This window comes from uncultured Candidatus Kuenenia sp., from assembly GCF_900696675.1.
GTDB classification, from domain to species: domain Bacteria; phylum Planctomycetota; class Brocadiia; order Brocadiales; family Brocadiaceae; genus Kuenenia; species Kuenenia stuttgartiensis_A.
In genome coordinates this window covers 1-23,813 of record NZ_CAADGZ010000034.1, presented here as the reverse complement: position 1 = coordinate 23,813, position 23,813 = coordinate 1, and the positions used below count along the sequence as shown (strand labels likewise).

Genomic DNA, 23,813 nt, shown 5'->3' with positions numbered 1-23,813 from the left:
AAAACGTAATGGTGTATATTTTCAAGATAAAAAAACCGTTTTATTAATATAAAACGGCCTTTTTGTTTTTTTCTGACATAATAAAATGTTTTAACCCTGAAATAGCTGCATTATTATCTGAGGGCTGGTATTTGCTTGTGCAAGCATAGCGCTGGCAGTTTGTTGCAATATCTGTAGCTTGGTGGCTTCTAATTGTTCATATGCCATATCTGCATCCTCAATCCTGCTTCTTGCAGCATCGGTATTTGTTCTTGCTACCGTTAAACTGGTTTCCTGATACGTCAGCCTGTTTACCACCGAACCAATGTAGCTCAATGCCTCTGATACATCTTCAATGGCGGTGTCTATATTGCTCATCAATGCGCGTGCAGAAGCGTTTGATGCTACCGATGTTGTAGCGATACTTACATTCAATCCACTTGCAGTATAGTTTTTATCAGTAGCCCCACTGTCAAAGCTTACATTGGTATTTGCTAACAAGTCAAACGACAACACGTCATTGGTGCCGCTTGAACCGGCGCCAATCTGGAATTTGAACTGCACGTTGCTTGCGGACCCGGATGTTGCATTCGCTCCGCCAAATATTGAATTTGAGTTCCATGTTGCCTGGGCAACCTCAAGATCAATTTGGACTGCCAACTGGTTCAATTCCGCTTTTATGGCATTACGCTCTGCGCTCCCTAACGAATCATCTGCCGCCTGTGTTGCCTTTGTCTTCATCTGTGTCAGAATATCAAGAATATTGTTTAAATGGCCTTCAGCAACAGCCATCAGATTTTTGGCAGATCCTATGTTTGAAAGGGCCTGGCCAAGTCCCTGTGAACGGGCATTAAATTTTTTGGCAATCGAAAATCCTGCTGCATCATCTGCGGCAGAGTTAATTCTCTTACCGGTAGCCAATCTTAATTGAGATACAGAGAGGCGGGTGTTAACATCATTTAATGATTTCAATGCGTTTAAAGCGCCGATATTTGTATTAATCCTACTCATTTTACAACCTCCTTGTTAAATGTAATAAATTGACTATTTATTGTTTATATAGAAATTGCATTTATGCTTGTATTAAGAAAACTTATAAATTTTTTTAATATATCATTATCAAGACTCCCGTCCATCTTTCCTACCATATGCTGCAGTACTTTAAATGCTGGGTTTTGTTCGTATTTTGAATCAGTGGACATTTGTCGTTCGTATTCGTCAAGGAGGTGAGTTATGCGGCTATAAGGGTGGATTTTTTCTCCAATTATGCCTTCCGGATAGCCCTTCCCATTTAATTGTTCATGATGTTGTCTTGCGATAAGACAAGCTTCTTCTGGGACAAGAGTATTTTTTGACAAGAGAAAGAATCCAAATTCTGCATGTTTCTTATAGGTTTCCTTTTCTTGTTTTGATAGTTTTTCAGGGGTTTCTTCTTCGATAGTGTTAGTGCTTAGGCATGTGGCGCCAATATCGTGAAGCAATATGCCCGTGCCCAATATTGCCAGTTCTTTCTTTGAGTAGCCTAAATAATGGCCAAATAGTATGCCGAGTATGGCCATATTTGCGGAATGGTTAAATACTTTTCCATTGTATTTTAGCACTTTTATTAAATGTGCATGCTTATCCTGATTTACTAATACAAAGTCTAATAGTGTCGTTGTCCAATCCCGGACTCTTTCAATAATGACATTAATGTCAATGTTTTTGTAGGCGTCTTTTATTATATTTGACGCAATATCATAGAGCATACGCGCTCTTTCTTGTAATGATACTGTTTCGTCACGAACAAACCGATCCATGTTTGTTTCCATATATCGAAGGTATTGTTCCGTGCCATTTTTTGCGACGTATATTCTGTTAATATTTTTCTTTACGAAGGATTCTTTCCGTTCGTCTTCCAACAATTTAAAACCTTTACAGTAAAGCAAATGCTTGGCTTCATTATTTACAATTGTTTGTAAATATAAATCACACCCTGCAAAAGCGCCAGATTTAATACTTCTTAACGTTGCGGGAAGATATCTGTTTTTTTCATCATAATAATTTAATGTAAGTTGTTCTAGCGCGTTTCCGTTTTTTAAGCGTTCTGATAAATGAGAATTTCCAATGGCGATAGCAGCATAGGTTGCAATAGTTTCCAAAAATCTTACATCAGCTGCTCCATAAACATCTCCGGACTTTTTATTGCTTACGCTTACAATTCCCACAACCTTCTCTTTCACTTTAATAGGAACGTAAAGAATTGTTTTGCCGAGAATCCAATCAGATTGATCCTGTTTAAAACGGGGATCTTTGTTAATATCATTTACAATAAGTGGATTTCCATTTTTTATTATCCATTTGAGGATGTTGTCATTTATCCTGAACGATTTATTGCTTGCGATATGATTAGCAATGCCTTCTGAAGCCTTTAGCAATAGTTCATTATTGCTATTGATCAAAACGATAATGCCGGTTGCGCTTCCTGTGCCGCTTATTGTAAGATTATTCATCAGGGGGAAAAGTCTATCTACCTCTATTTGTGAAATTAATGCGTGGCCGACCTCTTTAACATTCAAGTCCTTGATGTTTGCAATAGAATCATTGTTTCTTATGCCTATGGCGTCGGGGTAACGCAGTAAATGAGATAAACTGGTAAGCCTTTTAATATCAGATAATGATTCCTGTACATTTTTAAGCTCTTTCTGTATCTCTGTATTTAAATCTTTGGAAGATTCTGCATATCGCTTGATATAAACAGGCATTTTTAGCGTATTCATTGTCATATTGTTTTCCCTCACCGATTAGGATTTAAATTGGGTAATTCTTCGAGAACAATTTCATCTGTTTTGTTACTCTCGCAAGGTATATGCCAAATGTGATTTATAAAAATGAATGGGAAGTATTGGTTTTTATAAGTTATTCAAAATAAATTAAATAGGTGAATTTATAGCGCTACGGAATTTGCGGTGAAATGTTAATAATTTCTACATTTGAGAGGGGATGATGTAAATATTTCCGCTTTTTAGGAAATATATTCTGTGTGTTTTTTAAACCAAATAACGTTTTTTTGCTTTAATTTTGATGAAAGGATGAAGATGAGTAAGACGAAGTGATATTATTAGGGGATTAAAAATATGACACGTGTGGTTCTGGTTGCAAATCTGAAATCACCCAGAGGTAGCAGGAATAATTTAATTGTATAAAAATTTCATTTTATCTATGCACTTTTCACGGTGGTAAGGACAAACTTCGTTTGTCCGTGATTGTTTGAATATGCGCACCGATATGGAATATAAAAAAAGTTTTAGTGCCGCCCTTTAATTTAAATGCGTCTTTCAAAAGATTATATTGATGCTGCTACTCCATCAGCAGTTTTGATATGATTCCTGTCCGGCTATTAACGTCAAGCTTTCGCATAAGAAGCTTTAAATATCCTTTAATGGTATTACAGCTCAAATTAAGATAGAGAGCGATCTCTTTATTGCTGTGGTCGCCAAGCAGCAATTGTACGATTTCCTGTTCCCGTCTGTTCAGCTGCCATTTGCGGAAGTTTTTTGCGATATGCGTATGGTCGGAATGCGTTCTGTCTAATATAAACAAATGGGGACACTCCGCCTGATTTATTTTCTGTGGCGAATCTGAAAGTACAATCCCCCGAACAGCATAAAATCTTTTCTGGCTCTTTATTACATCAATAAAGTAGACCTGCTCCGACCGTTCTTTGAAGGCACTCCCGATTCCTTCGAATTTTTTATCCAGCAATTTTTTCCATTTGTCACAAAATGATGATATATCAGAAACAGCTTCTCTTTCTTTCTTCCTTACAGTATGTGTGCGCATCAGAATATCGAAAGCCATAGGGCTATAAAATACATCCAGAGCCGATTTTTCATTTCCTGGAATATAGAAAATAAACGCAGCATTTTTAATCACGTCTTTGGAATAAAAACCAAATGCACTGTCCATGCTTAAGAATAATTAACGTTAAGATTGTTAATATAGAGCAGCCTTGATATAATCCCTGCCCTGCTATTTACATCAAGCTTTCGCATAAGAAGTCTCAAATATCCTTTAATGGTGTTGTAGCTTAAATTAAGATTGAGAGCGATCTCTTTATTGCTGTGGTCATCAAGCAGTAATTGAACGATTTCCTGTTCCCTTCTGTTCAGATGCCATTTGCGGAAGCTTTGGGCGATATGCGCATGGTCGGAATGCGTCCTGTCCAATATGAACAAATGGGGCCATTCCGCCTGATTTATATTCTGTGCTGAATCTGAAAGTGTTGTTCCGCGCACGGCATACCTTCTTTTCTGGCTCTTAATGAGATCGATAAAGTAAGTTGGTTCGGTCTTCTTTTCTGATTCATTTCCGATTTCTTCAAATTTTCTATCCAGCAATTTTTTCCATTTATCACAAAATAACGATATATCAGGTGCAGCTGCTTTTCCTTTTGTCCCAACCAGATTTGATCGCAGCAAAATGTCTATTGCCGCCGGACTATAAAATACCTTTGAGGCATATTTATCATATCCTTGCCGGTAAAAGATAAATGCCTTGCCATGTGCGAAATTATTATAATCATAATGACATGTTTTATTCATGTTGCTTCTCCTGTAAGAAACCCTCCAAACCTGGACAAACCAGAATAATACAAGCACGAAGTACGAAAGAAGTGCTCGTTTAGAATTTCAAATCAATTGTAACGCTTCAGTTTTTTGAAACTGGAAAATTGTCATTTGTAGTGCGATGAGGTTCGTCGCACTACATGAGAATTTAGTGGGCTTAGATATCAAGTGAGGAACGAGCACCGTTTATAGCAAATGCTTCGCCCCTACACTATGCGCCAAGCAGCGCTGTTATTGGAATTTTTCAAAAAACCAAAGTTGTTAAGTTAAATTGGTTTTCTTTCTACTATTGCGCTACTTGTTCATTTAGCCCCGGAACCTGCTAATACCGCAGGCACTGTTCCAAAAAGTATTTTAAAATCCAGCCAGACTGACCATTTGTCAATATATTCCAAATCCAACCGCATCCATTCATCAAAATTGGTAATTTTATTTCTTCCTGACACTTGCCATATGCAGGTTAACCCCGGTCTCATGCTCAGCCGTCTTCTATGCCATGGTTCATATTCATCCACTTCCTTTGGAATGGGTGGGCGAGGCCCTACCAAACTCATATCGCCTTTCAATACATTCCAAAATTGCGGGAATTCATCTATACTATACTTGCGCAAAAACTTTCCGATTTTTGTCACACGCGGATCATTCGACATCTTAAAGACAGGCCCTTGCATTTCATTGTTCTTTAACAGCGCCCCCCGTTTTGCTTCAGCATCTGCAACCATTGTCCTGAACTTGTACAATTTAAATACTCTTCCGTTTAAACTGCATCTCTTCTGTGTAAAAAATAAAGGACCGTTTGACGTAGTTTTTATTGCAATTGTTGTAATGAGAAACACGGGAAATAACGAGACAATCGCTATTCCGGAAAAGATTATGTCCATAAGACGTTTAATAAAAAGCTGCAATAGTTTGTCCGGAGCGCTTTCAAAAACAAGCAAAGGAAATTCCGACAGATAACTCCTGGTCTTACCGAGGGTATCCGGGGTTACATGGCTATACTTTGTCCTTGCCAAATTAAGCGTAAACAAATCCACTGCCACACTCACCTTTAGCCCCTCTATATCGCACAAGTACCGAATCATTTCTTCCACCGTGTTTAACCATGACCTGGGAACAACAAACATGACTTCATCTACAACAGTTTTATGAATTATTGCAGGGATATCTTTAACGGCGCCAATTACTTTATTTCCGCATACCACAGTATTCTTTTTTGCCGCATCGTTATCAATAAGACCGATAACATTAATACCCCATTCCACATTTTTTCCGATGGTGTTTATAAAATGCTGCGCCCTTTTACCAGTACCAACAATTAAAACGTTTCTCGTGTTAAAGCCATTTTTACGCTGATACTGCATAAAAAATAAAAGCGAAACCTTTTCGCCGCATAATAATATAGTCGCCATGAAAAAAGAGTAAAACAAATGCTCACTGCCTATCGTTTGAATCTTTGCAAGGAACACAAAGCTTCCCAAAAGACCTCCTCCCACTAAAGCTGTTTCTATTACGGGGAAGATCACTTCGGTAATGTTCTTTGTTCTGAAAGATTCATACATGCCAAAATTATGCAGAAATATCCCCCACACGCTCAACAGCGCAGGCAATAGTATGAAATAGCTGCCAAACTGCTGAATAACATCGCCGTAGTCGCTGAATAAAAACGGGGACAGGAAAAAAGATATTGTGACGATAAACAAATCGAAACAAATCATCAGCCTTCTGAAAAATAGGTGATATTCTTTTAACATATGAATTTCCTGCCGTTATCCTTACAAAAAAAGTGTATGAATAGTTCATATTTATAATGCAACGATTGTACTCCCCGGTAAAAACGTTAACAATTTAATAGTATAGGAGTTTCAAAGTTGCAGGACGAAGCGATTGCATCGTCACGCGCGAAATGGTGTTTCGCGCTATATTGGAAAAAGAGATAGGCCTAAAACCTGTCTCTCCGCGGATCCAGGTTTGGAATCTGAACCCTCCGGGAATATCTCATTTATCTTACAGTTTTTGCATACATTCTTCGTATGCTAGCTGTGCTTCATGGTTAAAATCTTTTTGGTCGAGGCTATGATGTTTATAGCGATAGGTTTTAGACGATAAGTCATTGTTTTTCATTTTGTTAATGCAAAATCGATAAAAACTATTCCTTTCTTCATCAACTACCCATTCATTTGCAAATTCTTGTATATTATTTTTATGAGAGGTAAAGTAATCCCAAAAATTGCCGCCGCTTTTTTCTAATATTTCCAGAGAGTCTCGGAGATACCACACAACAAACTTCTTCCATGTTTGCAAATCCTTTCTTATCCACATGCACCACAAATTTGCGGGATTATATAAATTCCCTTTTCTCATCTCCTGATGTCTATTGATTTCAAAAAACTTAACCATGTCATACAATTCATCTGATACCGCCATATTATTCCCCTCTTTAATTATCGATACCTAAGTGTGTACATAACTTACCTTGAATCACACCCTTCCCTTTATTCCCTCTTGCGAAGGAGGGGATGATGGGAGGTAATCCGCTTTGTACCTCCTATAAATACCTCTCTTTCCATAAACCACTTTTCTATCCGTTTTCAGACCGTGTCAATATGTGGCTCTATCATCTATTAATTGGATTTTAACATTTTTAATTTTTAGCCAGCATCAACACAATGGCCATAAAATTTCGCTGTGTTTTTTTTGAGAAGGCATATTTAACCCAAACGCCCGAATCGTGACATACGGCGCAGGCATTAAATAACGGCCGCATTTATCTATACACAATTAACGTGCCAAAACAAACTGGATGTTGCTGTTTAATAGGGCGTAAATGCGGTCTCAATAGAATATTAAGAGGCTGTTTTTCCTCTTTTTTAAAAACGGAAAAGACCATTTGTTGCCATTGCATTATGTCTCCCAAAAACATCTTCCCCGCTAGTATTCACAGAGAATTAAGCCATTCGGGATCATTGTTTGTGTAATGGAATGTCTGAATTTAAGCTATTAAAAAGGAACCCCAACGTGAAATACTTTGCGCAATTTTTAAGAAGAGGAATAAGAATTTATTATGATTCAGGAAAGAGGATAAATTACAACTTCTTTGGTGAACAGCGGTAAAGAACACTATGGTTTACGCAAAAATTGCAACAATAATAATGTTTTACGTAATTCCGTCTATGCCAAATGGTTATGTCTTTTTCCGATTGTGCCGTGCATCGTTTTACGCATCTCTTATTGCTTGCACTCGTTTTTGTTTGTAAGGGGTTCCCGGCAATTAAGCTGGTTGCAAGGATTTCCAGAGAAACAGTATCACTCGCAAATATTGCATTAAACGGTTCACCGCATGAAGCTTTTTTTACGCAATCCGTTTGTTTTGTTAACGGCAGCATACAATGCCTTCTTAATTATTCCCTGATTGAAAAGAGCGTAGTATTATAAATCTGACCTGACCTGAACGAGCAGGGGCGGCCATTTGCTCGTGTAAGTTTCAACATATACTATTACTATATAAGCACAATTCGTATGCGATATTTTAAATAGTGCTACCCTTTTTTTCGAAAAGTAATTTTGCGGGGTATGAAATTTGCGAATACCCTTACATTATGCAATATTAAGAACCGCGGGCTTTTATTTTTAGGATTTGCGGACAGTAACAATATTTATCGTATACCATAAAAATGTTATTAAACATAAACAAACACCATAACGGTAAGTATAGCTCTAATAAGAATATTGAGAACAGCACCAGAGAAGGTGCGTTTTCGCTTTATTTGCTTTACTTGTTAAATGAGAACCTGAATTTATCAATAAAAATTGAAGAACTATTTGAATATACGGCCATTTTTTTGAAGAATAATCTTTGTATTGATGACTTCTGTTTCATGTTAAATAACGGGGACAACGATGAATTGACGATATTTAAAACGGGAAGTGATATTTTTGAAGCGGTGAAAGACGTCACCTTTAAAAAGGGGGAGGAATATACATGCATTGCTGCCCAGACGGGGAAACCCTTTTTATTAAATGACATAAGCAAGAAAAAAGACCAGTTTTTTTATAAAGGAAAACTGGAGAATATCGGATCGTTTTTATCTTTGCCATTGCGCTCTAAAAATAATCGAATGCTTGGATTATTAAACATACACAAGAAAGAAATAAATGCATTTACCGAAGAAGATATGGAATTATTTATTACGGTGGCATTGAATATTGCTAATACCATTGAGAGGATTGAGCTATACGAAAAAGCTGAAAAAGGCGCAATGTACGACGATCTTACCATGCTTTACCAAAGAAAATTTTTTTTTGACAGTTGTCATCTCGAACATAGTAAAGCAATACGCCATAACCTACATTTTTCAATCGCTATGATTGATATAGATCACTTTAAATACTATAACGATACCTACGGGCATTTGTTTGGAGATGAAATTCTTAAAAAATTAGCATATATCCTGAAATCAAATGTAAGATATAGTGATATTGTGAGCAGATATGGCGGGGAAGAATTTGCGATACTTTTGCCAGGCATGGACAAGAATAGCGCCACCCTCGTTATTGATAAACTCAGGGACGTGGTAAAAAGGATTTTGTCGTTAGAAGTCGCTGAAGGGAAAGTTGAGTGTGTGACAATAACTGCAGGTGTTGCCGGCTATCCGGAGGATGGAAATTCTGTAAAACAGATTTTATCCGTCGCGGATAAATATCTTTATATTGGCAAATCATGCGGCCGTAACAGAGTCATAAATAATACATTAGACGATCAGCCTTTTCATCAGAACGTAAAAAAAACTAAACATAGCTCATTGCTAAGCAAAGAAGAGGTTAATCTTCTCCTGTACAAAAATGTAAACAGGCGGATTAGCAGATTTAAAACATTGTTGAGGGTTGATAAAGGAGTTAATAATATACAATGTTTTGAAATCAAAGTAATGGAAGATGACTGGAGAATTTGTGTAATTGGCGATATCGGCAAGGGAGGATTCAAAGGGGATCTTGATTTCAAACCTAAATTAGACGAAATATTTACCTGCCGGGTTGTTGTTGATTCTGAAGTTTACCTGCCTGCGATCTTCTCAATCAGAATTGCCCACGAAAAGATAATTCATAAAAACAGATACGAAATAGACGCTGAGATAGTAGATGGGCATAACAATTGGAAATATATTTTCTCCTTATTAACGAATAATAAATAACCACCCCAAAGAGGGTATTTATTATATATGATAAAAAGTAGATAATATATATTGTAACACTGTATTAGTTACTTCTCAATAAGTTGCGGTAAACAACCCTCCTTGCCCCTTACTCCCTTTATTAATTGGGAATACTGTACAGTTGGCAAATTGCAGATTGTGGACAGAGGACAATAGAAATCATTATAAAACCTCAACTTATTGAGAAGGTGCCTTTATTATTGTCCATAGAGCGCACCATGCGTGGCATTGTTTTTTAGGCGTAAGGCTATAATGATATCATTTGAAAAAAGAAAATATAAAAGAATCGATTCAAATACTCGGTTGGAGCTTTATTTTGATGATACCCTCTTTAAAGCAGAGGTGATAAATCTTAGTCTCAGCGGTATATGCTGTAAAACAATAGCACGTTACAATTACTTGCCTGACAAGATACTCAATTTTGACCTTTTTATTCCAATCAATAATGAAACGTACTTAATAAAATCACACGGATTAATCGTTAGGGAAACATACTCCGCCGGAATATGTTTTTTGGCAATTTATTATAACGGTTTAATAAATGACCAAAGTAAAGATATACTTAAACGCTATATTTTTGCTTAAGAACTTAATAATTGCCCGGCTTAAAGCAAAATAAAGTATCGAAAACATTTTTCTTATATGCTTTTTCCCGTACATAGCCTATCAGTGCAATTTTGCATTTGACCCGGCCTGAGAGTTTTGGAACGAGAAAGAGCGAACGCATCTTTCATATTTCGTGCTTGTTTGATTCTGGCTTGTCCATGTTAGGTTAGGGTACTACAAAGCTTTCACGAAACACGCTGTTGTGGTAATGAGGGTGGTTTCTTCCAGAAAACGAAGACATTTTTCTCCCGACCGTGGTTCCCCAAAATAATACCCCTGAACAGCATCGCAGCCTTGATTCTGTAAGTATTTAATTTGAGTCATGGTTTCTACCCCTTCAGCGACGGTGCACAAATGGAGTCCTTTTCCCATAGCGATTATGGCATTAACCAGGCAGGATTCATCTGTTTCATTTTGGATGCTCTGCATAAATGATTGGTCAATTTTAAGGGTATGAATGGGGAGTTTTTGTATGTACGATAATGATGAATATCCAATCCCAAAATCATCTATAGCAACTGTTATCGAGTGTTTATGAAGATGATTCAGTATTTGTGCCATATGTTCCAGATCGGTCATTAATATACTTTCCGTCAGTTCGATTTCCATATTTTTCCCAGGAAATTGGCATATGCCAAGCATATGCACGAAATTTTCAACAAAATGGGGGTTTTCAATCTGCAGGGGAGAAATATTAATAGACAGGCGAATGGTATCATGGCCTTTTTTAATCCACTCTCTGACTTCACAACATGCGTGGTGAAGAACCCATTCGCCTAAATCCTCTATTAGCCTTGTTTCTTCGGCAACAGGAATAAACTCGCTAGGGCGGATTTTCCCTTTTTCGGGATGATTCCATCGAACAAGTGCCTCAAAACCAATTACCTTTCCGGTATTGATTGTTATTTGAGGTTGATAAACAATTTCAAATTCATTGTTTTTCAAAGCCCGTCTCAAATCCCTTTCCATCGCTAAACGGTGAGGGCCGGAAGTCTTCATTCCTTTATCAAAGAACTGAATCCCCTTTTTTCCCCGGCATTTTGCCTGATACATGGCGATTTCCGCATTTTGAATAAGCTGTTCAATTGTTTCACCATGTTCCGGAAAAAAAGAAATACCGATGCTGACGTCGCCAAAAATCTCCTGATCACCAATGACAAAAGGTGTATGCATTATATCAGTAATTTTTAACGCCACCTGGCGGGCATTTTCAGGGGCGTTTATTTCCGGAAGCAGCAGCATGAATTCGTCCGCGCCAAAACGGGATAAAATATCACATTTTCGCAGACAGGATTCCAATCTCTGCGTTACCGATTGAAGCAACTGATCTCCCACTGCATGACCAAGTGAATCATTAATTATTTTGAATCTGTCCAGGTCGAGAAACAAGACCGCTACAATACAATCATTTTGCCTTGCCTTGCTTATGGCCAGACGGCCCCTTTTTTCAAAAGATGTCCTATTTGGCAATTTAGTTAATAAATCGTGACAGGCTTGAAAGTGTATGTATTCTTTCGCCTCTTTTCTTTCTGTAATATCATGAGCGATTGCGTAGACGCCAAATAATTTATCGCCTGAAATATTTCCGTTTTTTGGCTGGAATCCAAGCAAATTTAATTCAACAGGAAATAGCGTAAGCTCGAAATAACGGCTTTTAAAATAATTCTCTTTTGGTACAAGGCAAACCTCTATTTTATCGGACGGATAATTTCCAGAGCCACGCCTTATTTTTTCTTTCACAAATACATTTAACCTCTCAACGTCTTCCGGGCTGACAATTTCGGAGTATAGTTTGCCTATCAGTTCCTGCGGCTTATATCCTAAAAAATTTTCAATTTTAGTATTTATAAACATGACCCGTCCTTCGTGATCGATCGTACAGATTATGTCCGGAGAATTATTGACAATATATCTGTGAAGCACCTCGGATTTCTTCAGATGACGCTGCATTTTTATGTTTAGCACTTCCCTCTGTATTTTGGTGGTGGTATTTTTAATTTTCACTAGCAGCTCTTCAGGGTCGTATGGTTTTTTTATGTAATCCAAAGCTCCCCTTTGTATTGCCTTGCTGACGGAAGCAAACGAGGTATTTCCGCTGATTACAATGACAGGCGTTTTAATTGAATGGTCATTCATAAAATTCATGACGTCATAGCCGGATATGCCGTTAAGGTTAAGGTCCAGCAATAAGAGGTCGTATGATGTTGCCGAGAGTGCCCGGCAGGCCTGAGACCCTCCTTTGATAGTGGTGACGCAATATCGGTGGATTTCCAAAAGCTGTTTAACACTTTCCAGCATTCCGGGGTCATCATCTACTACCAGGATATGGATATCGTGAAAGTCATTTCCTGCAGTTAAATTTTGATATATTGGCGGTGGATTCATAGGATATACCTTGTTAAATTACGGTTGCCTTCTGTAAACGGGGCATAGTTCCGTGTGATATAGCCGTCTGTCTGTCTGCATACTGAAAGTTAGATACCATAGCATGCCGGGCCTTTTATCAAATACCTTTAACAGAAGAACAACATGTTTTCTATCTGCTTTTTAAGAAGGTGAGTTTTTCCTGTGTCAGCAGTAATTTTCATGCAATATCTGCCTCCTGTGTTTTTATGTTACCGTCCGTCCTGGCAGGTAAATTGTAAATGCAGTCCCTGCCTTTGAACTCTGGCAGTTAATAGAACCATTCATGGAAGAAACCAGATTTTTTACAATGCTAAGTCCAAGTCCGGAATGGTTTCCCCCCTTTGTACTATGCACGGGCGTAAAGAGGCTCTGAAGGATATGTTCCGGTATGCCAGGTCCGTTGTCCTTTATTATTATTTCGACGAAAGGCTTGCCGTCTATAGTAACATTGTCTCTTGTAGATGCGTGGATTTGTCCGCCTTTCTGCATGGTTTCTACAGCGTTTTTCAGGAGGTTTATCATTACTTGTTTCAGGGCAGTCCCATTTGTTTGAAGAGGCAGCATTGATGTATCAAGGTCAAGTTGATACTCAATGTTATTGGTGATGAATAAGGATTGTTTAAAAATGAGAAAGGTATCACTAATCAATGTGTTTACATCGATACCTCCATTTTCAACCGTGCCGGAATTAACGTCAGAAAACCGCAAAAGAATTTTACCTGCCCGGTCAATTTCTTCTTTTATAATCTGCAGCTCTTTTTGAATATTCGAATTACTTCTCAGTTTATGCCCTAACATTTCCAAATAGATTTTAACAATACATAAAGGGTTACTGGCTTCGTGTATTATTTCTCTTATCTTTTTTGACAATTCATGGGATTCGGTATTTGAGGCGGATTTTTTCCCTGAAATATTTGATTCAAACTTTTTGATAAAGAGTCCTGTCTCCGCCGCAAAAAGCTCCAATAGCCGCTGTTGATCATTATGGCGAGTTTGATAGTTTTTATCTGCGCCGATAACTAACGCTCCTATGAATTCATCGTCTGCAACTAACGGCAGGCATACTATTCCGTCAGAGTGTGATAGTCGTATCAGTTGCCGGTCGATAATACTCAGTTTGGAGGCACTTTCAGTGAAAGACGAAGTTATGCGGTTTTGTAACAAGGCGTTTGCAACCAGGCTTCTGCCGGATTCAACAGCGATTAAAAGTTTATCCGGCCTTTTAACAAACTCATTGCCGTTTCCGGTAAGGTTGGCTTTTAAGGTATTTGCGGGTGCATCGTAAAGAAATATATGACAATTATCCAGTCCAAACAAAAGCTTAATGGCAACCCTGATGTGTTCCAGCAAATCTGCTGTGCTTCTTGCCTGCAGGAGCTGATTTTTCGCAGAATTTATGAGGCTGATATGCTTTACTTCTTTCGCAAGTTGGGCATGTTTGTTTTGATCTGAGTCTTCAATCTTTCCTGCGTGGGTATTCTTTCCGGCAACAATATCCATTGAATTTGCGATGAGCTGCACTTCTCTTTCGGCGCTACCGGTAATTTCCCTCACCATAGGAGCTGTCAGCCCGAACAGATAGTCTGCAGTTTCAATCGTTAATTGCCGGTTTGTGTCATTTTCGCTGCTAAGTACGCTGGCCAAATTAACTATTTTTACAAGGTGATGTGCATCTAAAATTGAATGCGCAGGTTCGTGATGATAGAGGATCGCATCTGCAGCAAAATTCTCCAGATTCCAGCCATTCACAAGCCAAAAACCCACTTCGCCGTGAGTAATCCCCATATCCTTTTTCTCTATAATTACAAGATCGTCATCGCCCTTCGCACGGTGGGCAATCTCCACATATCTTTCCGGATAACAACTTATTAAGACGAGTTGGCCTACATTATGTAGAAGGCCTGCCAGATAGGCTTCATCTGGATAGTTGTATCCGGTTAATACAGAAAGAGACTTGGCAAGCAACGCACCGGTAAGTGAACGGTGCCAGAATGTTTTAAGAAAGGAGGTCTTTTCAGCATTAAAACCTGAGAAAAATTGATGTACTGCTGTTGTCATAGCAATCGTCTTCAGCGTTTCTACGCCAAGCGCCACCAGGGCATTGTCGATGCTGGTTATTCCTCTTCGGCGCCCGTAAAAAGCCGAATTGGCAAGACTGATTACCTGAGTGCAGAGAGCGGCTTCTCTGCGGATAAGTTCTGCAATCTCTTGAAATGAGGTATCGTTTTTATAGCAGGCATGGAGAAGTTGCAACAAACTTTGTGGAAGCGATGGGGGGGTAAATCCATGCAATTCATTCAAAATATTTTGCGATGCTTGATCGATGGTCAGCGGCATTTGCAATTGTCGTTAAAAAATATCAGAAAGTGTTTCTGCATTTAGACTTGGTGGGTATTAAAGCAAAACTGAATAAAATTGCAAGCATTTTCTGTTTTACTTTAATTGTATAGGAATTTTCACCTGAAAATCCTTTTTTCACACAAAGGTACTTGTCTGCGTGCGACGCACAGACAGGCGAAAAGCACAAAGAAGATGATAAAAAAGAGAAAGATTTCTCCTACCTCTGTGGTATTTGGTACGCCAAGGAGCATATATATCAGTTTGTGCAAATGCATTCAACGGCAGGATTATTCGGAGATACAGACGTTTGAAGAGTTTTTCACGTCGAGACAGTTCCGGACGAATTGATTTGATACCAGATTATATACAAGACGTATTTATCAGTTTACACGCATGGGAAAAATAGGGATAATATAGTCAAATAAATCTATTTTTCGAAAAAGATTAACCACTTACGAAGTTTGAACAGGATAACTTTTGTTAAATGGAAGCTAGATCTTCCAATGCAATTTAGTTCCCAGGACGGAAACTGAGAAAGAGCGTTTTTTGCTTTTTCAAAAAACTAAATAGTTACCAATACAATAAATTTAATACTTTAATACTACCTGTACTTTTTAATCATATAAAGAGTGCTGTCATATGAAGAAAAATCATTCCACGAAAAATAGTATACGCATAAAATTGCTTATAACAATGATAAGCTTGATTGTCGGCTTGTTGACCGTTTTAACCTTTATTCAGATTTCCACTCAAAAAATAGTCCTGAAAAAAGAATTTGGACGCAGAATCGAGCTGATGAAAAATAATCTTGTAGAGAAAGGAAAAATCTTATCAGACAATCTGGCAAGACAAACGGAAAACAATATTGCGTCGTATAACTTCTCCAATGCTGCTGAAATACTAAACAAAACAGTACATGAATACCAGGAGTTGGATTACATTATTCTGATGGATTCCTCCTGTATGGTGTACACCCATACATTACATCCTGAATTACAGCAGGAAAAACTTTCAGGGGAGGAAGATTTATTTGCGGCAAGCCGGAGGAACCCAACTATCTATGAATTTTCAAGAAATACTACTTCGTTCATGGAAATCATTATTCCAATAAGCGTAAGTACCGAACAATGGGGAACGCTGCGCCTCGGCTTTTCCCTGAATACCCTCAACAACGAAATATTAAATTCAAGGAATGAAATACGAAAGAAAATAGAGGAAATGGTTCTTCGGTCTGTCCTTACCTCAATTCTATTCGTTGTAATTGGTGTAATAATTGTTTATATATTATCAACCAGACTCTCTAAACCTATTGTGAAATTGACAGAATCCGCCCGTTTATTGGCTAATGGCAATTTTACTGCCGCTTTAAATCTAAAAATTACTTCAAAAGATGAAATTGGCATACTTGCAGCATCATTTATTGAAATGTCAAATAACCTGAAGGCTTCGTACGAAAAACTGGAAGAGTACAGTCACACCCTGCAACAAAAAGTTGAAGACAGAACACGGGAACTCAAGGATGCTAATCAAAAATTACAAGATCTCGATAAAGCAAAATCAGGATTCTTATCTACCGTATCACATGAACTCAGAACCCCGCTCACGGCAATCATTGGATTCACGAACATTATTAAAAAACGATTAGATACCTTCATCTTTCCGCAAATAGAAACGAACGCAATAAAATCACAAAAGGCTATACAACAGATAAAGGAAAATATTAACATCATACTCTCGGAAGGAGAGAGGTTAACAAATTTGATTAATGACGTGCTTGACCTGGCGAAGATTGAAGCAGGCAAAATTGAATGGAAAAGGCATCAGACTTCGGTAACAGAAGTAATTATGAATGCTACAGCGGCAACCACTGCCCTTATAGAACAAAAAGGCCTTGCGCTGAATGTTGATATTGAAAAAAATATACCCGATTTTTACGGGGATAAAAACAGGTTTATACAAGTCGTGATAAACCTAATTTCCAATGCAATAAAATTTACCGACAAAGGCGCCATCTCATGCTATGCAAAACAAACAGACAATAAAATCCAGGTTACCGTAATGGACACTGGCGTGGGGATTGCACCTGAAAATCTTGAAAAAATCTTTGACAAATTCAAACAAGTGGGTGATACGCTTACCAATAAACCTGGCGGCACCGGTCTGGGCCTCCCGATATGCAAACAGATCGTTGAATATCATGGAGGCTCTATCCATGCAGAAAGCGAACCAAACAAAGGCACCGCATTTTCATTTACAATACCCTTGCGTGCTGATGTGTAAACCCCTTTAGCAGGGATTCTTCATCTGATATCTATGTGCTTCCAAATTACCCCGAAACTCTTTCTCATAGAAGCAGAACAGACTTTGTTTAAATAACATACTTTGCTTGACGAACATGTTCTCTGTATCTATACTTAAACCGTTCATAATTTGTAATTCATCTTTTAAGCATCTTGAGTATATTATAAAAATGTGCATAATACGCTGTTTACTTTTCTGCAGCATAAAGAGGGCTAGGGAGGATTAATGAAAATACTTGTCACGGGAGGCGCAGGCTTTATCGCTTCTCATTTAGTGGACAACTTAATTGCCAAAGGGCACGACGTAGTAATTGTTGATAATCTTTCCACGGGAAGAGAAGAAAACATTAATCCCAAGGCGCGGTTTTACAAAATGGATATTTGTAATGTCGCTGCCTTGGCAGACATCTTCGACAAGGAAAGGCCTGATGTAGTAAATCACCATGCTGCGCATGCTGATGTACGTAAATCGGTAGAAATGCCGGCTTACGATGCAAATATAAACATACTCGGGTCACTGAATCTTTGTCAATTATCGATGAAATACCAGGTAAAGAAATTTATTTATGCTTCTACGGGAGGGGCAGTCTATGGAGAACCGAAGCGCATGCCTGTAACGGAGGAATCACCCATTGAACCTCTTTCCCAATACGGAGTAAGCAAGCATACGGTAGAACATTATTTGTCCGTTTTTAACAAATTATACCATATGGACTTCACTATTCTTAGATACCCAAATGTTTACGGTCCAAGACAATCACCGTATGGAGAAGCAGGCGTTGTAGCTATTTTCAGCGAACATATTTTAAATAATAAACGCCCAACAATTTTTGGGGATGGCAGTAAAACGAGGGACTATGTTTTTGTAGCAGATATTATTGAGGCAAATCTTAAAGCATTGGAAAAAGAAGGGAATGGCGAAATCTTTAATTTAGGATGGGGGCTGGAAATTCCCGATTTGGCTGTTTTTCAGGCTATTCGGGATGCCTTAAATTCAAAAATAGAGCCTATTTTCGGAAATAAACGGAATGGAGAAATAGAACGTATATGCCTTGATAGCACTAAGGCAATAAAAATGCTTCATTGGATGCCAAAAATCAATTTTAAAGAGGGGATAAAACTATCCACTAATTACTATAAGCAATTAAAGAACGCTTAATTATCTGGGTATGACATCCATACCCAGTGATATACTACGAAAGATTTATAATAATTAATGGTACAGCAATTCCCCGTCTTTTATAAAAGGAGCTATCTCCAAAAAGATATTTTGCCATGCAGAAATATCTCTTGCTAACAGGTTGTTTTTTATTAAAAACAACCTGTATAATGGGATATTATCGTTTCGTCCACTGGAAACTCTTCCTTGCACCCTTTCGACCATACTTTTTGCGCTCTTTCATCCTGCTGTCACGCGTCAAAAGGCCATTTTCACGTAAGTCATCTGCCAGGGCAGAGTCAATCTTTGTCATTGCGCGTGCAATACCCATACATACCGCCCCTGCCTGGCCACTTATCCCGCCTCCCCTTACATTTACCAGCACATCATATCCACCAAGTGTTTTAGTGGCCTTAAATGGGTTCAAAACTACCCCTTTATGGCGGTCAACAGGAAAATATTCATTAATATCACGCTTGTTCACAGTTACTTTACCTGTGCCTTTTTTTATTCTAACGCTGGCAACTGAAGTCTTGCGCCTTCCTGTTCCCCATACATACTGTTCTGTAACCATATTTCTCCCTTAATTTCTAATTGTTAACTCTTTTGGTTGTTGAGCCTGATGCGGGTGATTTGCATCTTTATATATTTTTACTTTTTTCAGCATTGATTTTCCCAATCTTGTTTTTGGCAGCATTAGCCTTATGGAGCGATTCAGTATTTTTTCCGGTGTTGTTTTAAGCGTATTTCCCACCATGCGTTTTCTCAATCCACCCTGATATCCAGTCACATAATAATGAATTTTTTCCTGCATTTTTTTCCCGGTAAGCTTCACCTTACTTGCATTTGTAATAATAACAAAGTCTCCTACATCAATGTAAGGCGTGTATTCCGGTTTATGTTTACCTTGCAATACTCGGGATATCGTTGTTAAGATTCTGCCAAGCACCTTATCCTCAGCATCAACAATATACCAATCCCGCTTCACCTCTTCTTTTTTTGCCATATAAGTTTTCATTGCTTTGTATCCCTGAATATTTCAAAAATAAAAAACGCCTTATCGGTATAAGGCGCCTCTTTATAAATTAAAAATGCAACTTAATTGATAAAATCCCTTATATTTTCAAATGTTATACCCTCCGGTAAACCAGAAAACCACTGTTCTTGGTTTAGCCTCTGATAAAGCACAGAAGTTCAACATCAATATGTGGCGATAAGATACTATAAACGTTTATCAAATTTTGCCTTAAATGTCAATGGCATTTTAAAATGCCATTTTGATTTAATTTTCATTTGACCTATCCAGCAATAGCATTTAACATAAAGTACGTACGTTTTTCATTGTAGTATCAGTTACCAATTTTTCAATAGGATTTTTTACTGTGCCAAATGATATTTTTATAAATTTAAATACCCTGGATTTAAACAACACTATCGTAGATATAGAGGGAATACGCAGCATAATTCCGCACAGGTACGAAATGGAACAGCTTAGCGGCATTTTGCAATTTGACCCTGAACAGAAACTGATCGTGGGTTACAAAACTGTTTCAATGAATGAATTTTGGATAAGAGGACATATACCAAACCGTCCACTCATGCCTGGTGTGATGATGCTTGAAGCTGCCGCCCAATTATGTTCCTATTATTATATGAAGACAACGAAAGACGCCCGCTTCCTAGGTTTTGGAGGGATAAATGATGTAAAATTTCGTGGGAAAGTTGTGCCGGGTGACAACCTCATACTTATTGCAAAGAATAAAGAATTAAGGCCACGCAGGGCAATCTTTGATACACAGGGAGTCGTTAACGGAAAACTTGTGTTCGAAGGAGTTATAATTGGAATGGTCGTATAGGCAAAGGCAAAATACTATCGTTGACACATTTGAGAGAGTGGTGGAAAAACTTTTCGCCCACAATAACACATTGTAATAAAATCGATTTCCCATTTCTTAATACATTTATTAGCAAAATCCCAGGCCAGAATACAATAAAGAAATTATACTGGTCTGCGAACTAATTCCAAAACATCCGCTATCTTTTTTATGGTGTAATCCGGTTTAATTTGCATACCCTTATTCTGTAAAAATGTCCTATAATGCCTCCCATGTTCGAACAAAATCGTAATCATGCCTAAAGTTTTTCCGGCAGCGATTTCATCATCTATCTTGTCCCCCACACAAATAATTTCTTCCGCTCGCAGATTACCGTGTTGCATGATTTCCTTAAAATAATCTTTTTTTTTCTTTTCCCTATCCCTTTCTACAATCAATATTTTATCAAAATAATTATTTCCCAATCCGAGCGCATTAATTTTGTTTTTTTGGACAAGCATTTCTCCCGATGTAACAAGGAATAACATATATTTCTGTTTTTTAAGTTGAATAAGCGTTTCTATTACGCCTGGAAACAATGTAATATCAGATATTTCAACGCATATATATTCATCTAACAACCTTTTGCCACATGAAGGTGGAAGATTATACATTGCAACAATGTAGTCATAAACATTGCATTTTGTTCCATGTTTCTCCTCTAAATCATTTTGTAACCGGAACGCTTCTTCTTCGCTACAACTTATTAATTTAGCGATAGTTTTTGCAACCTGCCGTCTTCCCCTGACGATTAATGTGCCACTGCAATCATACAGCGTATCGTCAAGATCAAAAATAACGGCCTTTATTCCTGATAGATCATTTTCCATGTGTTTATGGCCTGCCTCTTGCGCCAAATAGGCCGCTCCCCGATGACCGGTAAAATTTTATCAAATATCTATACAACGATAGGAATTAAAAAAACCTTGCCATTTTCTTCATTTTTGTTGTAATCTTATAAAAATGTAAAAACAAATTCCTGTCAGTTCTTTGTTTGTAAAAAATTCCACCACATGAAGGATTTTATTTGGAGCAGAAAATAGAAATTCCGTCCTCGCCTGTAACTTCTGCCTTAAAATCAACCTGCACCTCATGCATTCAGTGGTTTCCTTTTTATTCCCGATATTTAGAAGTTTTGTAATACGTTAGTTTTTTTGAAAAAAAGCTCATAGTATTACAAGGTTTTTAATTAGTTTTTCAGAACTAAAAAGGATTTTATGTTTTAAAGTTTGCCGATTGTGGACCATCTCCATATTGATATTTGCAAATATCCCGGCGACTATGTCAGGTAAGTAAAGGTATTGAAAGTGATAAAAAGCGTTTTTAAACAGCGGATATTAGATTCCTGATTATAATATTATATTATTATGGATATTTCAACTCAAACGGTAATTACGGACACTAAATTAAAAAGTATGAGCGAAGAGATATCGCGGGAAGCATCGCGCCGTCGTACATTTGCGATTATTTCGCATCCGGACGCTGGTAAAACAACGTTAACAGAGAAACTTTTGTTATATGGAGGAGCTTTAGAACTGGCGGGTTCTGTTACAGCAAAGAAAAAACAGCGTGATACAGCCTCGGATTGGATGGATATTGAGAAAAAACGAGGGATTTCTATTTCATCCACTGTTCTCCAGTTTGATTACGGGAACTACAGACTGAATTTGCTTGATACACCGGGCCATAAAGATTTTTCGGAAGATACGTATCGCGTATTAATGGCGGTTGATGCAGTAATTATGGTCATCGATGCCGGAAAAGGGATCGAGAGTCAAACCCGTAAACTCTTCGAGATATGCAGAAAGCGTGGCATTCCCATCTTTACGTTTATGAACAAGCTTGACCGTCCGTCAATGACTCCTTTGGAGTTGATAGACCAATTGGAGAAAGTGCTGAACCTGCATGCCTTTCCTGTTGTCTGGCCATTGGGAAACGGACAGAATTTTAAAGGTGTTTATGACAGGCTCAGGAAAGAAGTACATCTGTTTGAAAGGGTGCCGGCAGGGGAGTATAAAGCGCCTGTGTCGATTCGGGATATTCGTGACCATTTGGTAAAAGACCTCCTAAGCGAGCAAACCTACAACGAAGTTGTAGAAGAAATAGCGCTCCTGGATGATGCGCACGGAGGTTTTGAACGGGATGCGGTTCTCCATGGAATGACGACACCGGTTTTTTTTGGAAGTGCGGCTAATAATTTTGGCGTGGAGCTTCTTTTGAGAGGGTTCCTTGAGTATTCGGCTGGTCCTTCTCCCAGAAAAGCAATAAGTGGCTGGATACCGTTGGATAATCCTCACTTTTCCGGGTTTGTTTTTAAAGTCCAAACGAACATGAACCCACTGCACAGGGATAGAATGGTTTTTGTAAGAGTTTGTTCCGGAAGATTCTATCGCGATATGATGATTCACCACGTGCGACTTGGAAAAGAAATAAGGTTATCCGGTTGCCATAGTGTTTTTGGACGCAACCGGGAAATAGCCTGGGAAGCTTATCCGGGTGATATCATTGGTTTTGTAACGAGAGCGGATTTTCGTGTCGGAGACACAATCAGCACGGATCCAAACCTTGTTTTCGAGGAGATTCCGCGGTTCGCTCCGGAGTGTTTCGCTTTTTTGCATAATTCTTTGTCATCAAGTTATAAATCTTTCCGCAAAGGCGTGGAACATCTTCTTGCCGAGGATATTGTGCAGGTGTTTCATTTGCAGGACCATGGGAGCAATCTCCCTCTTTTAGGGGCGGTGGGGCCTTTGCAGTTTGAAGTTATGCAGTATCGCCTCAAGGATGAATATGGGGTTGAATCCAGATTAGAATCCATGCCGTGGGAAGTTCTCAGATGGCTGGATGCACCTTTGAACGATACGGATTTAAAACGGTCTTTACCGCACGGTGCTGCGTTAGGTACGGATGAACAAGGCCGGATGGTTATTCTTTTCCCGTCTGAGTGGTCATTAAAATATTTTTCGGAAAAGAACCCTTCAACAAGGCTTTTAGATTCACCCGGTAAAACCAAATGAAAAGGTTTTTTTTAACGCCTGTATAAGTACATCGAATCGATGAGCATCGTTTGGTTTGAGGTGTACCCCATTGTACCTTGTGACTACAACATGGAGTAGAAAGGTGATTCTCTCATATTTGAATTTTCATAATAGCCAAATACAATCATTAATACTTGATTGATAAAGACTTTCAAGGTATTTAAATATAAGGCTCGTCCGCAGAATCTGTGGGTAATAAGTAAGGATTAGTAAGAGAAAAGGTGCATTGCCATCCCAAAGGGAGTAAGATGTTTTTTATCAAGAAAGCATCTTAACCCAAAAGGAGAGGCAATGCAG

17 protein-coding genes are annotated in these 23,813 nt (G+C 38.3%); 6 read left to right on the top strand and 11 right to left on the bottom strand.

What is annotated here, in order from left to right:
- Nucleotides 1-90 precede the first annotated feature (90 nt).
- The 6 genes from QZT26_RS07245 to QZT26_RS07220 form a co-directional block, all read right to left on the bottom strand.
- Nucleotides 91-990, bottom strand: coding sequence for a flagellin (locus QZT26_RS07245; RefSeq protein ID WP_164995392.1), 900 nt, complete (start codon nucleotides 988-990; stop codon nucleotides 91-93).
- A 44-nt stretch (nucleotides 991-1,034) separates the two neighbouring features.
- The gene (locus QZT26_RS07240; protein WP_164995391.1) at nucleotides 1,035-2,738 is read right to left on the bottom strand and encodes an HD family phosphohydrolase; all 1,704 of its coding nucleotides are present in this window, start codon (nucleotides 2,736-2,738) and stop codon (nucleotides 1,035-1,037) included.
- 580 nt (nucleotides 2,739-3,318) lie between these two features.
- Nucleotides 3,319-3,927: a helix-turn-helix transcriptional regulator gene (locus tag QZT26_RS07235; protein ID WP_099326107.1), complete on the bottom strand. Its 609-nt coding sequence runs from the start codon at nucleotides 3,925-3,927 to the stop codon at nucleotides 3,319-3,321.
- 2 nt (nucleotides 3,928-3,929) lie between these two features.
- Complete coding sequence (locus QZT26_RS07230) at nucleotides 3,930-4,562, bottom strand: LuxR C-terminal-related transcriptional regulator (RefSeq protein WP_099326108.1); 633 nt, start codon at nucleotides 4,560-4,562, stop codon at nucleotides 3,930-3,932.
- Nucleotides 4,563-4,888: 326 nt separating this feature from the next.
- Entirely contained in the window at nucleotides 4,889-6,337 is a 1,449-nt protein-coding gene (locus tag QZT26_RS07225) for a sugar transferase (RefSeq protein ID WP_295101415.1), read from the bottom strand.
- A 253-nt stretch (nucleotides 6,338-6,590) separates the two neighbouring features.
- On the bottom strand, nucleotides 6,591-7,010 hold the full coding sequence (locus tag QZT26_RS07220; protein WP_295101413.1) for a hypothetical protein: 420 nt from the start codon (nucleotides 7,008-7,010) through the stop codon (nucleotides 6,591-6,593).
- Between the two features lie 1,247 nt (nucleotides 7,011-8,257).
- Here QZT26_RS07220 and QZT26_RS07215 point away from each other — a divergent pair.
- The gene (locus QZT26_RS07215; protein WP_295101411.1) at nucleotides 8,258-9,775 is read left to right on the top strand and encodes a sensor domain-containing diguanylate cyclase; all 1,518 of its coding nucleotides are present in this window, start codon (nucleotides 8,258-8,260) and stop codon (nucleotides 9,773-9,775) included.
- A 273-nt stretch (nucleotides 9,776-10,048) separates the two neighbouring features.
- Nucleotides 10,049-10,381, top strand: a complete 333-nt coding sequence (locus QZT26_RS07210; protein WP_099326112.1) for a PilZ domain-containing protein — start codon at nucleotides 10,049-10,051, stop codon at nucleotides 10,379-10,381.
- Nucleotides 10,382-10,576: 195 nt separating this feature from the next.
- On the opposite strand, the gene QZT26_RS07205 is transcribed toward QZT26_RS07210, so the two are convergent.
- Together QZT26_RS07205 and QZT26_RS07200 are read right to left on the bottom strand one after the other, a co-directional pair.
- Entirely contained in the window at nucleotides 10,577-12,787 is a 2,211-nt protein-coding gene (locus tag QZT26_RS07205; RefSeq protein ID WP_164995388.1) for an EAL domain-containing protein, read from the bottom strand.
- Between the two features lie 225 nt (nucleotides 12,788-13,012).
- On the bottom strand, nucleotides 13,013-15,145 hold the full coding sequence (locus tag QZT26_RS07200) for an HDOD domain-containing protein (RefSeq protein ID WP_099326114.1): 2,133 nt from the start codon (nucleotides 15,143-15,145) through the stop codon (nucleotides 13,013-13,015).
- A gap of 642 nt (nucleotides 15,146-15,787) precedes the next feature.
- On the opposite strand from QZT26_RS07200, the gene QZT26_RS07195 reads away from it, so the two are divergent.
- Both QZT26_RS07195 and QZT26_RS07190 read left to right on the top strand, forming a co-directional pair.
- Nucleotides 15,788-17,428 carry a HAMP domain-containing sensor histidine kinase gene (locus tag QZT26_RS07195; protein ID WP_099326115.1) on the top strand — a complete coding sequence of 547 codons (1,641 nt, stop codon included), beginning with the start codon at nucleotides 15,788-15,790 and terminating at the stop codon, nucleotides 17,426-17,428.
- 246 nt (nucleotides 17,429-17,674) lie between these two features.
- Nucleotides 17,675-18,607, top strand: a complete 933-nt coding sequence (locus tag QZT26_RS07190; RefSeq protein WP_099326116.1) for an NAD-dependent epimerase/dehydratase family protein — start codon at nucleotides 17,675-17,677, stop codon at nucleotides 18,605-18,607.
- Between the two features lie 178 nt (nucleotides 18,608-18,785).
- Here the strand turns inward: QZT26_RS07190 and rpsI are convergent, their stop codons facing one another.
- A complete protein-coding gene (rpsI, locus tag QZT26_RS07185; protein WP_099326117.1) occupies nucleotides 18,786-19,181 on the bottom strand; it encodes a 30S ribosomal protein S9 in 396 nt (131 codons plus the stop codon).
- Nucleotides 19,182-19,190: 9 nt separating this feature from the next.
- Nucleotides 19,191-19,625 (bottom strand): 50S ribosomal protein L13, encoded by a 435-nt coding sequence (rplM, locus tag QZT26_RS07180; protein WP_099326118.1) that lies wholly within the window; start codon nucleotides 19,623-19,625, stop codon nucleotides 19,191-19,193.
- Nucleotides 19,626-19,989: 364 nt separating this feature from the next.
- On the opposite strand from rplM, the gene QZT26_RS07175 reads away from it, so the two are divergent.
- Complete coding sequence (locus tag QZT26_RS07175; protein ID WP_197705219.1) at nucleotides 19,990-20,463, top strand: 3-hydroxyacyl-ACP dehydratase FabZ family protein; 474 nt, start codon at nucleotides 19,990-19,992, stop codon at nucleotides 20,461-20,463.
- A 143-nt stretch (nucleotides 20,464-20,606) separates the two neighbouring features.
- Here the strand turns inward: QZT26_RS07175 and QZT26_RS07170 are convergent, their stop codons facing one another.
- Nucleotides 20,607-21,311, bottom strand: a complete 705-nt coding sequence (locus QZT26_RS07170; protein WP_164995386.1) for an HAD family hydrolase — start codon at nucleotides 21,309-21,311, stop codon at nucleotides 20,607-20,609.
- 537 nt (nucleotides 21,312-21,848) lie between these two features.
- Here QZT26_RS07170 and QZT26_RS07165 point away from each other — a divergent pair.
- Nucleotides 21,849-23,495 (top strand): peptide chain release factor 3, encoded by a 1,647-nt coding sequence (locus QZT26_RS07165; RefSeq protein ID WP_197705220.1) that lies wholly within the window; start codon nucleotides 21,849-21,851, stop codon nucleotides 23,493-23,495.
- Nucleotides 23,496-23,813 lie beyond the last annotated feature (318 nt).